The sequence below is a fragment of the Clavibacter sp. VKM Ac-2873 genome, assembly GCF_015351075.1.
In the GTDB taxonomy this organism is placed as follows: Bacteria; Actinomycetota; Actinomycetes; order Actinomycetales; family Microbacteriaceae; genus Clavibacter.
Window position 1 is genome coordinate 244,335 of sequence record NZ_JADKRS010000003.1, and the last position, 10,350, is coordinate 254,684.

Here is a 10,350-nt window from a genome sequence, read left to right on the forward strand (position 1 = left end):
GGATCCCCACCCGACGAGGCTACCCGGCGGCGGCCGGGCGGACGACGGCCGGGGAGCCCGCCGGGACCTCGACGACCGGCGGCCCCTGGAGCGCCTCGCGCACGCCGCGCGCACGCCACGACTCGAGCCGCGCGCGCACGTCGTCGCGCCGCTCGTCGGCGAGCGCGGTCGCGTACGCGCGCTCGAGCACGTCGTCGATCGCGAGCCGCGCGCCCGTGCCCTTCGACTCGATCGCGGCCTCCACCATGGCGAGGCTCATCACGTTGCCGTGCACCTCGCCGTGCGGCCGCGCCCCCGTGCGGAGCGCCCGGACGAACGCGCGCAGCGATCCGGCGATCCCCACGCCGACGGACCCGGCGGGCTCGGGCTCCGCGGGCGGGCCGCCGGGCGCGTCCGGGATCTCGCTCGTGGGCGCGTGGTCGCCGTCCCAGAGCGCGGTGCCGTGCGCGCCGCTCACCCGCCAGGATCCGTTCCACGACGTCTCCGCGCCCGGGCTGCACCAGCTGCCCGTGTAGGCGTACCGCACGCCGCCCTCGAAGGCGAAGACCGCGGTCGCGCCCGCGTCGCCGCGGTACCAGCTCCACGCGGGGTTGTAGGACTCGCAGTAGACGCTCACGGGATCCGCGTCGAGCAGGTACCGCACGGCGTCGAACTGGTGCACGGCCATGTCGAGCAGCAGCACGTCGTCCATCTCCTCGCGGAACCCGCCGAAGCGCGGGGCCTTGAAGAACTCCGTGGTGACGATGCCGACGCCGCCGAGGTCGGCCGCCCGCCGCTTGAGGGCGACGAGGTGGTCGTCGTAGCGGCGCGACTGGCTGACCATGAACAGCTCGCCCGTGACCTCCGCGGCCGCCGCGAGCGACAGGCCCTCGGCGACCGTGAGGGCGACCGGCTTCTCGCCGAGCACCGGGATCCCCGCGAACAGCGCCTGCGTGGTGACGGGATGGTGCGCCCGCGGGATGGTGACGTCGATCACCGCGTCGGGCCGGACGCGCGCGAGGATCTCCCCGAGGTCGGTGGACCACTCCGCCGACGCCCCGTGCGCGGCGGCCCCGGCCCGCGCCGCCTCCTCATCGAGGTCGACGACGCCCACGAGCTCGACGTCGGGATCCTCCGCGACGGCCTGCAGCCACTGCTGGCCCATGCCGCCCGCCCCGACCTGCACGACGCGCAGCCGCGCGCCGTCGGCGGGCGCGACGATCCGATGCGCGGCGCCCGCGCGCTTCCCGACGTCGGTCATCGCTCGAGCGCCCCGGCGTAGTCGGTGCCGTCGTAGTACTCGCCGAGCTCGTAGCGCAGCAGCGTGGGCGTCTCGCGCCGGTCGGGCCGCGCCCACTCGCAGGCGTTCGCGATCACGCGGCGGACGTCGCGGTGGTGGTAGACGGGGAAGTCCTGGTCGCCGGGCGAGAAGAAGAAGATCCGGCCGAAGCCGCGGCGGTAGGTCATGCCGCTGCGGAACACCTCGCCGCCCGTGAAGCCGGAGATGAAGACGAGCTCGTCGGGCGTGGGCACGTCGAAGTACTCGCCGTACATCTCCTGCTCGTCGATGACGATGGGGTTCGGCACGCCGCGCGTGATGGGGTGCTGCGGGTTCACGGTCCACACGAGCTCGCGGTCGTGCTCGCTGCGCCAGCGGAGCGTGCAAGTGGTGCCCATCAGGCGCGTGAAGATCTTCGACCAGTGCCCGGAGTGCAGCACGATGAGCCCCATCCCGTCGAGCACGTGGCGGTGCACGCGCTCGACGACCCGGTCGTCCACCTCGGCGTGGGCCGCGTGGCCCCACCAGGTGAGGACGTCGGTGCGGGCGAGCAGCTCCTCGGTGAGGCCGTGCTCGGGCTGGTCCATCGTCGCGATCTCGACGTGCGCGTCGGGCAGGTTCTCCCGCACGCCCTCGGCGACCGCGCCGTGCATCCCGGTCGGGTAGCGGTCGCGGACGTGCTGCTCGATCTGCTCGTGGCGGTTCTCGCCCCAGACGGTGACGCGGAGCGGGGATGCGGTGTCGGTCATGGTGCCTCTCGGAGGGGTCGCGGGATCCGGGCCACGACGACACCGCGGTCCGCCGTCGCGGACGCAGGCGGGAGCGTCGTCGCGGACCCGATGGCGGCGACGCTAACACCGCGCGGCCGCATCTGTGAACCGGTTAACCAGCGGCGTGTCCGCTCCCGCCCTTTACGCGCGGCCGCCCGGCGCGGATCATGGCGTCCACACCCGAGCTCGAGGAGGAGCGCGTGCGACGACTCACCGCAGGCCTGTTCACGTCCGTCGACGGCGTCGTGGAGTCGCCGCACCTGTTCCAGTTCGACTCGTTCGACCCCGAGCTCGGCGCCGGCCTCGGCCGCATGATCTCGTCGGTCACCACGGCCGTGATGGGCCGCCGCGGCTTCGAGGACTGGTCGGCGCACTGGCCGGCCGCGCCCGCCGACGATCCGTTCGCGGCGTTCGTCAACCCGCTCGAGAAGCTCGTGGCCACGACCACCCTCACGGGCGACCTCGGCTGGAACGCGACGCGCATCGAGGGCGACGCGCTGGCGGCGATCGCGCGGCTGAAGGAGACGGAGGGCGGCGAGATCGCCGTGCTGTCGAGCATCTCGCTCACGCGCGCGCTGCTGTTCGCGGGCCTGCTCGACGAGCTGACCCTCATGGTCCACCCGGTCGTCGCGGGCGCCGGCCGCCGCCTCTTCGAGCCCGACGACCCGACCACGCGGCTGGAGCTGCGCCGCTCCGAGATCACGAGCGCGGGCAACGCGGTGCTGACCTACGCGCGGCGCGCCGCCGACTGATCCGCCTCCCGGCCGGATCCCGCGCGGACCGCGCCCGGACGCGCCGACGCCCCCGATGCGGCATCGGGGGCGTCGGTCGTCGTCGTGAGAGGCGCGGCTAGCGCAGGGTCACGTGCGGGGAGCGGACCGTGTACACGATCCAGTGCGTCCACCGCGTGTCGACGGTGCCCGTCGTCCAGCGGTAGTTCATGCCACGCGAGCAGGCGAAGTCGCTGTAGGACGACACCGTGTAGCGCGCGTTCGCGAGCAGGTCGACGTCGATCTCGGTCCAGATGGGGAGGCCGGACTGGGGCAGGTCGACGCAGCGCGACCAGCCGGGCCGGCCGTTGCCGGGGTTCGGCCCCTGCACCAGGATCGACACGACGACGTCGCCGTACCGCTGCATCTGCGCGGAGAAGCGCACGGTCTGCCGGCGCACGTAGTAGTCGGACGCGGCGACCGGGTCGCCGGCGGGGGCGACGGTGGTCGCGGCGGGAGGGGCGACCGTGGTGGTCGTCGCGGCCGCCGGAGCGGCGGCGGACGCCTGCGCGGCCGGGGCGGTGCCGACGCCGACGAGCGCGGAGCCCGCGATGACGAGGGCGGCGAGGGCGACGCGGGAGCGGCGCGGGCGGGGAGCGGTGGTGCGAGCGTGCACGGGGTTCTCCGATCGGGTGGGGGATGCGGGTGGCGACCCGCGGGACGCCGGTAGGACCGCGACCGGGTGCGGATCAGTCCGCCAGACGAACGTCTGGTGAAGAGCGGGGTCGGGCGCATCGACGGTCGGTCCGGTGAGGGACGGCCCGCGTCGGGCCACGACGCTCCGGGCCCGGCGGAGGACGCGGATCCGGAGACGCAGCGCGCGGCGCCGCGCGCGTGCCGCCCGCCGATAGGGTCGCGGGATGCGGATCTCAGTGCTCTTCGGCGGCGAGAGCGAGGAGCGCGACGTCTCCATCGCCAGCGCCGCGCAGGTCGTCCCGGCCCTCCGGGCGCTCGGGCACGAGGTGGTCGCGGTCGACACCGCGCGCGGCGCGCTCGGCGCGGCCGACGAGGCCCGGATCCTCACCCCCGACGTCGGCGTCCGCCCGCCGACCTCCGCCGAGCTCGCCACCGCGGGCGCGGGCGGATCCGCCGCGGTGCTGCGCCTGCCGACCGACCTCCGCGACAGCGACCTCGTGTTCCTCGCGCTGCACGGCGGATCCGGCGAGGACGGCCGCCTGCAGGCGCTCCTGGAGCTCGCGGGCATCCCGTTCACCGGATCCAGCTCCCTCGGCAGCGCGCTCGCGATGGACAAGGACGTCGCCAAGACGCTGCTGCGCGCCGGCGGCGTTCGGACGCCCGACTGGCTGATCGACCCGGAGCCCGGCGCGGTCGGGCCCGCCCTCGGGTTCCCGGTGGTCGTGAAGCCGACCGGGCAGGGATCCACCGTCGGCCTCTCCGTGGTGCGCGCCGCCGCGGAGCTGCCCGCGGCGCTCGAGCTCGCCGGCCGGCACGGCACGGTCATGGTCGAGCGGTTCGTGCGCGGCCGCGAGCTGACGGTCGGCGTGCTCGACGGCGAGGCGCTCGCGGTCGGCGAGATCGGCGTGCCCGTGGACGAGGCGTTCACCTACGCCGCGAAGTACCAGGCGGGCGCCATCGCGGAGACCTTCCCGGCCGACCTGCCCGACGACGTCGCGGACGAGGCGCGGGCGGCGGCGCTGGCGGCCCACCGGATCCTCCGGCTCGCCGGGTACAGCCGCTCCGACTTCCGCCTCGACGACGCGGGCGCACTGTGGATCATCGAGGCGAACAGCCTCCCGGGCCTCACCGCGACGAGCCTCCTGCCGCAGTCGGCCGCGGCGGTCGGCATCGGCTACCAGGAGCTGTGCGACCGGATCGCGCGCCTCGCGCGGCGAGGTCGCGCGGGCTGACCGCGCGCGCGGCCTGGCGGGTCGCGCTAGCGCGACGGCGCCACCGGCGGCAGCAGCCCCTGCTCGGCGGCGGCCGCGCGGGCGATCAACAGGGTCGGGTCCACGATGCCGCCCGCGGCGATGAGCGCGTCGAGCTCCGCGACGGGCATGCGGACGAGGCGCACCTGCTCGGACGGGTCGGAGCGGTCGGCCGTGCCCGGCGTCGTCGGGGTCGTGCAGGCGAAGACGTGCACGAGCCAGGACGCGCGGCCCGGGTTCACCGCGTAGGTGCGCAGCGGGCGGATCTCCGACGCGACGAGGCCGAGCTCCTCCTCGAGCTCGCGGCGGGCGGACTCGACGGGCTGCTCGCGGGCGTCGCCCGCGCCGCCGGGGAGGTCGAGGATCCACCGCCCGAGCGGATACCGGAACTGGCGCGTCAGGAGCACGTGGTCGCCGTCGATCACGAGGGTCGCGACCGCGAACGGCACGCTCTCGTCCACCTCGTACCTGGTCGCGGATCCGTCGGGCAGCCGCACCTCGTGGTCGACCAGCACCACGCGACCGCGGTGGACGTCGGTGCGCCCGGTCGTGGTCCAGTCGAGCTCGGGTCCGTGATCCGCGTCGGCAGAGGGCATGCAGGGAGCCTAGGGGCGTCGCCGCGCCGGCCGCGGATCCGGCGGTTCAGGCGGCGAGGGCGGCGACGGCGGTGCGGATCCCGAGGAGCACGAGCGTGGCGGCGGCCAGCAGGAGGAGGGCGGCGCGGACTCGCGGGGAGGTCGCCACACCCGGGATGCCCCGCACCAGCGCCCCGAGCAGCGAGAGCCAGCCGAGCATCATCGCCATGTGCACCGCGGCGAAGACGAGGAAGAGCGCGGGCCCGTCGAGGCCCGAGCCGCGCAGGGTGGGGACGACGAGCACGTAGAAGCCGATCGCCTTGACGTTGGTGACGACGGCGACGAACGCCGCGAGCACGAGGCGCGGGCGCAGCCCATCGGGGCGCGCGCCGGCCGGGGCGCGACGCAGCGCGGAGATCCCCGACGCGACGCCCATCCCGACCAGCACCGCGCCGCCGACGATGCCGAGCACGAGGCGCGCCCGCGGATCCCCGGACACGAGCTGGGCGAGCCCGCTGAAGCCGAGGGTCGCCGCGATGAGGAGCACGCCGAGCGCGGTCCCCGCCCAGACGCGCAGCGCCGCGCGTCGGTCCCCTGTCGCGGCGGCGCCGATCGTGAGCGTGAAGCTCGCGCCCGGGCTCACGACGAACGGGAGCGCGGTGGACGCCAGGAGCGCGAGGTTCACCGCGCGCCCGGGCGGGGTCGGGGGAGCACGGGCACGGGGACTCCTCGGGGACGGGGCGACGGACGGTCGCCCCATGATGCCGATCCGGGCGTCGCGCCGGGAGGGCCTTGCGCGGCCGGGCGGATGCGCGCCGGTGCGCCCCGCGGATCAACCGGAGCGGCGGGCCGTGATGGCGACATGCGGCCGGGATCCGGGACCGCGGCGCGTGTGCACCTCGTCCACGGCGAAGCCGGCCGCCCGGATCTCCGCGGCCAGGGCGTCCGGCGACCAGCGCCACGCGCGCGTGACGGCGTGGTCGAAGGGCTCGGCGTCCGGGATCCCGGCGGGGCCCGCGAACCCGCCGACGAGCAGGCCCCCGCCGGGCCGCACCACTCGCGCCAGCTCGCCGAGCGGCACGCCGATCCGCGCGGGCGCGTGGTGGATGAGCGAGTACCAGGCGAGCGCGCCGCCGAGCGCGCCGTCGCCGGCGTCGAGCGCGTCCAGGTCGCCGACCGCGAACGGGACGCCCGGATGCGCGACGCGGGCGTGCGCGACGAAGGCGGGCACGAGGTCCACGCCGCGCGCGTCGAGGCCGCGGGAGGCGAGGAACGCGGTCCAGTGGCCGGGTCCGCACCCGGCGTCGAGCACCTGTCCCGTGATCCCGTCGGCCCATGTCGTGACGAGCGCGAGATCCGCGGGGTGCACCGCGTCGAGGGTGCCGAGGCGCTCCGCGTACTCGGCGGCGCGCGCGGCGTAGGCGGCGGCGACGGTGACGGTGACGGTGTCCGTCATCCCCGGCGGTCCGGGTCCGCGGCCGGTCCGAGCGGGCGCGACCACGCGACCTCGCGCGCCAGCTGGCCGCTCGCGCGGAACGCGACCACCTGGCGGGCGTCCGGCAGCGCGGCGGCCAGCGCGTCGCGATCCGCCGCCGCGAAGCCGAGGCCCTGCCAGAACGGACCCGACCTCCGCGAGAACAGCCAGGCGCGCTCGGCGCCGGCGGCCGCCGCCTCGGCGAGCGCGTGCCGCGCGAGCGTCGAGCCGAGGCCCGCGGACCGCAGCGCGGCCGCGACGGCGACGCTGCGGATCAGCGCGTGCCGTCCGTCCGCGCTGAGCTCGAAGCCGGTGCTCGCGGCGATGCGGCCGTCGGCGTCACGCTGGATCCAGAGCCGCACGCCCGGGTCGTCGAGCCCGGTCACCGTGAGGTCCGCCGCCGCGAGGAAGTCGTGGAGGGCCGGCACGTCCGCGGCACCGACGGGCGAGAGGGCCGTCACAGCGCCTGGCCCACCACGATCCCGAGACCGGCCGCCGCGACGCAGACGACGAGCATCCCGACGCCGTTCGCGAGCGCCGCGCCGATGCGGCCCGCCTGGGCGAGCCGCACCGTCTCGAGGCTCGCGGTGCTGAAGGTCGTGTAGCCGCCCATGAGGCCGCCGCCGAGGATGAGGAGCAGGTCGTGCGGGAGGCCCGCCTGCGCGGCCGCGCCCGTGAGGAGGCCCAGCCCGAGGGATCCGGTGACGTTGATGACGGTCGTGCCCCACGGGTACGCGGAGCCGAGGCGGGCGCGGACGGCGCCGTCGACGAGGAGGCGGAGGGCGGCCCCGACGCCGCCGGCCACGCAGATCAGCGCGAACACGAGCGGACCGGTCACGACGCCGCCCCCGTCGCCCGGCCTGCCGCCGTGCGACGGTGGAGCGCGGCGCCCGCGGCGATCCCGGCGACGGACGCCGCCGCCCCCGCGACGAGCGAGAGCGCGGCGTAGGCGAGCGCGACGCCGAGCGCGGATCCGGCGAGCGACGCCGCGTCGGTGGCGAGCGAGCTGTACGTGGTGAAGCCGCCGAGCACGCCCGTGCCCACGAGCAGGCGGAGCGCGCGGCGGCGGCCCGCGTCGGGCCCCCGCCGGGCGAGCGCCTCCAGCAGGGCGCCGAGCACGAAGGCGCCGACCACGTTGATGAGGAGGATGGTCACGGGCACGCCACCGGCCGGCGCGGGCCAGGTGAGCGCGAGCGCCTCGCGGATCCCCGTGCCCACCGCGCCGCCGAGCGCGACGAGGCCGAGCGACGACCAGCAGAGGTGGACGGGGCGGCCCGGGTCGTCGTCCACCTCGATGTCGCTGTCGAGGGGTGCGCCGTCGCGGACCTCGTGGTCGTCGGGCTGCGCGTGGTCGGTCATGGGGTCTCCCATCTCGGAGGGCATGGCTAGCCGTGAGACAGGGACTGTCGTCGACGAGGGTGTCGAGGTTGGGGACGGCGAGCCCCACCGCCGTGCCGCCCGCGGGAAGCACGGCCATTGAACCACGCGGGTCAGGCGGGTCGCGGCGCGTAGCCTGAGCGGATGCGGACCCGCCCCCTGCTCGTCGCCATCGGGGCCGCCGCCGCGGTCGCCCTCGTCGCCAGCGAGGTCGCGCACCGCCTGGCCAGCACGCGCGGGCTCGATCCGAGACGGGCGGACGCCGAGATCGGCCGCGAGGCGATCGTCGTGCTGGGCTACGGCAACCGCGGCCCGCGCGCCAACGCCATCAACCGGTACCGCGTCCGCGCGGGGCTGCGCTCGATGCATCCGCGCGCCACCTCGAGCACCCTCGTCCTCTGCGGCGGATCGGTGAGGGGCACCGAGCCCGAGGCGCGGATCCTCGCCAGGTACGCCCGCGACGAGCTCGGCTACCGGGGTCCCCTCGTCCTCGAGGACACGAGCACCAGCACGCGCGAGAACATCGCGAACGCGATCCCGTTCCTCGAGGACGCGGACACGATCCGCATCGTCTCCGACTCGGTGCACGCGGCGAAGGCCCGGCCGTACCTCCGCGCGCTGCGGCCGGACCTCGCCGAGCGCCTCGCGCGCGCCGAGGAGTACCGCGTCGGCGAGGTGCCGTGGATGAAGCCGACCGTGCTCGTCGTGCTCCTGCTGAAGCGCTGGGGCCTGGCGTAGGAGCGCAGCCCAGGGTCGCGTAATGCTCGAATACCGCACACGTGATGGGATTTTCCACAGGGGCCAGGGGCGTGCGGGAGGCGCCTGCCCGCCGGCTCCGGAATCGGGCCGGGAATGGCGCCCGTTGCGCGTCCGTGATGTCCGCTGACGGCCCTCTCGGGGCGCCTGTAGATAGTTTCCCTATCATTGCAGGATGACCGCCCTGCCCATTTCCGAGCTCGCCGAACGATCCGGCTGCTCCGTCGCCACCATCAAGTACTACCTGCGCGAGGGGCTGCTCCACCCGGGCGACAAGGTCAACGCCCGCCGGACCGCGTTCGACGAGACGCACCTGGCCCGGCTGCGCCTCGTGCGCGGCCTGATCCACGTGGTCGGCGTCACCATCGAGCAGGCGGGGACGATCCTCGACCTCGTCGCGGATCCCGACCAGAGCGTCGTGGGCGCGATGCGGAAGGCCACGGCGGCGCTCCCCAGCGGGGATCGCTCCACGTCGGCCGGCGAGGCCCCTCCGGCGCGCTCCACCGCGGGCACAGAGGCCCTGCTGGACCGCCTCGGCGTGCAGCACACGGCCGACTCCGTGCCCGTCGCGCAGCTCGATCGGGCGCTCGAGCTCGCCGAGGAGGCGGGGATCGCGCTCGACGAGTCGCAGATCCGCACCTACGTCGACGCGGTGCGGCACATCGCGGACGCGGACTTCTCCCGCGTCCCGTGGTCGGACCCGCAGGGCGCCGTGGAGTTCGCGGTGCTGGGCACGGCCCTCTACGAGCCGGTGCTGCTCGCCCTCCGCCGCGTCGCGCACCACGAGAAGGGCCTCACCCTGGAGCGCGGGGACGCCTGACCGGCTCGGCATGCGCCCCCGCACGGGGCACGGACGACTGCCCGCACGGTGCGGGTGTTGGTTGCGGCTCCCGGCAAAACCCCCAGAACGGGGGGCATTGGACGGAGTCTGGAAATAAGGCCCCGAGAAGCGTCCGCCGCGCGCCGGGAATGGCCGCATCCTCGTTCCACCAGGCAATCCCCAGGATCCTGTGCCCGCGACCCGAGTCGATGAGCCCACTCGCCGACAGACGCTGATCACGATCCTGTCCACAATCGGCCCTTTAGCGTTCAACTACCACGTTCGATGCGTTCGCATGACCCCTTGACAGCGCCGACCTACCATCGGTTACCTTCGTGCTCGACGCCGCCGGCACCCGCCGTGGCACCTCCCGGAGAACGACAGAGGAAGAGGGATGCGGGAAATGGTCGAATCACACGAGGTACGAGGATGGCTGATCGAGAAGATCGCCGTGCGCACGGGCCTGGAAGCGCATGAGGTGCGCCCCGACATGTTCTTCGACGAATTCGAGCTGGATTCCACGGAGGCCCTGGTGCTGGCGGGCGAGCTGGAGGAATGGCTCGGATTCGCGCTCGCCCCCACGGCCCTCTGGTACTTCCCCACCATCGAGAAGCTCGCCGAGCACGTGGCGAGCGCCTCCGAACCCGAGTCCGTCCCCCGCTGA

14 protein-coding genes are annotated in these 10,350 nt (G+C 75.1%); 5 read left to right on the forward strand and 9 right to left on the reverse strand.

Annotation, left to right across the window (positions count from 1 at the left end):
* Positions 1-19: 19 nt before the first annotated feature.
* Together ITJ44_RS11045 and ITJ44_RS11050 are read right to left on the reverse strand one after the other, a co-directional pair.
* Positions 20-1,240: a Gfo/Idh/MocA family protein gene (locus ITJ44_RS11045; protein ID WP_194635461.1), complete on the reverse strand. Its 1,221-nt coding sequence runs from the start codon at positions 1,238-1,240 to the stop codon at positions 20-22.
* Positions 1,237-2,007 carry a ThuA domain-containing protein gene (locus ITJ44_RS11050; RefSeq protein WP_194635463.1) on the reverse strand — a complete coding sequence of 257 codons (771 nt, stop codon included), beginning with the start codon at positions 2,005-2,007 and terminating at the stop codon, positions 1,237-1,239. The genes ITJ44_RS11045 and ITJ44_RS11050 overlap by 4 nt, the downstream gene beginning before the upstream one ends.
* A 188-nt stretch (positions 2,008-2,195) precedes the next feature.
* Here ITJ44_RS11050 and ITJ44_RS11055 point away from each other — a divergent pair, with 188 nt between their 5' ends.
* On the forward strand, positions 2,196-2,780 hold the full coding sequence (locus ITJ44_RS11055) for a dihydrofolate reductase family protein (protein WP_194635466.1): 585 nt from the start codon (positions 2,196-2,198) through the stop codon (positions 2,778-2,780).
* Positions 2,781-2,877: 97 nt separating this feature from the next.
* Here ITJ44_RS11055 and ITJ44_RS11060 read toward each other — a convergent pair whose 3' ends face one another.
* Complete coding sequence (locus tag ITJ44_RS11060; protein WP_194635468.1) at positions 2,878-3,414, reverse strand: hypothetical protein; 537 nt, start codon at positions 3,412-3,414, stop codon at positions 2,878-2,880.
* Positions 3,415-3,658: 244 nt separating this feature from the next.
* Here ITJ44_RS11060 and ITJ44_RS11065 point away from each other — a divergent pair, with 244 nt between their 5' ends.
* Positions 3,659-4,666 carry a D-alanine--D-alanine ligase gene (locus ITJ44_RS11065; RefSeq protein ID WP_194635470.1) on the forward strand — a complete coding sequence of 336 codons (1,008 nt, stop codon included), beginning with the start codon at positions 3,659-3,661 and terminating at the stop codon, positions 4,664-4,666.
* 26 nt (positions 4,667-4,692) lie between these two features.
* On the opposite strand, the gene ITJ44_RS11070 is transcribed toward ITJ44_RS11065, so the two are convergent.
* The 6 genes from ITJ44_RS11070 to ITJ44_RS11095 form a co-directional block, all read right to left on the reverse strand.
* Complete coding sequence (locus ITJ44_RS11070) at positions 4,693-5,280, reverse strand: NUDIX hydrolase (RefSeq protein ID WP_194635472.1); 588 nt, start codon at positions 5,278-5,280, stop codon at positions 4,693-4,695.
* Between the two features lie 46 nt (positions 5,281-5,326).
* Positions 5,327-5,944 (reverse strand): LysE family transporter, encoded by a 618-nt coding sequence (locus ITJ44_RS11075; protein WP_194635474.1) that lies wholly within the window; start codon positions 5,942-5,944, stop codon positions 5,327-5,329.
* A 147-nt stretch (positions 5,945-6,091) separates the two neighbouring features.
* Positions 6,092-6,715 (reverse strand): class I SAM-dependent methyltransferase, encoded by a 624-nt coding sequence (locus tag ITJ44_RS11080; RefSeq protein ID WP_194635476.1) that lies wholly within the window; start codon positions 6,713-6,715, stop codon positions 6,092-6,094.
* Entirely contained in the window at positions 6,712-7,194 is a 483-nt protein-coding gene (locus ITJ44_RS11085) for a GNAT family N-acetyltransferase (protein WP_194635478.1), read from the reverse strand. The genes ITJ44_RS11080 and ITJ44_RS11085 overlap by 4 nt, the downstream gene beginning before the upstream one ends.
* Positions 7,191-7,571 (reverse strand): CrcB family protein, encoded by a 381-nt coding sequence (locus ITJ44_RS11090; RefSeq protein ID WP_194635481.1) that lies wholly within the window; start codon positions 7,569-7,571, stop codon positions 7,191-7,193. The genes ITJ44_RS11085 and ITJ44_RS11090 overlap by 4 nt, the downstream gene beginning before the upstream one ends.
* The gene (locus tag ITJ44_RS11095; protein ID WP_194635483.1) at positions 7,568-8,092 is read right to left on the reverse strand and encodes a CrcB family protein; all 525 of its coding nucleotides are present in this window, start codon (positions 8,090-8,092) and stop codon (positions 7,568-7,570) included. Before ITJ44_RS11095 ends, ITJ44_RS11090 begins: the two co-directional genes overlap by 4 nt.
* A 162-nt stretch (positions 8,093-8,254) precedes the next feature.
* Between ITJ44_RS11095 and ITJ44_RS11100 the strand changes: the two genes are divergently transcribed.
* From ITJ44_RS11100 to ITJ44_RS11110, 3 genes are all read left to right on the forward strand, one after another.
* Positions 8,255-8,848 (forward strand): YdcF family protein, encoded by a 594-nt coding sequence (locus tag ITJ44_RS11100; protein ID WP_194635484.1) that lies wholly within the window; start codon positions 8,255-8,257, stop codon positions 8,846-8,848.
* A gap of 193 nt (positions 8,849-9,041) precedes the next feature.
* A complete protein-coding gene (locus ITJ44_RS11105; protein ID WP_194635486.1) occupies positions 9,042-9,686 on the forward strand; it encodes a MerR family transcriptional regulator in 645 nt (214 codons plus the stop codon).
* 403 nt (positions 9,687-10,089) lie between these two features.
* A complete protein-coding gene (locus ITJ44_RS11110; RefSeq protein ID WP_228494980.1) occupies positions 10,090-10,350 on the forward strand; it encodes an acyl carrier protein in 261 nt (86 codons plus the stop codon).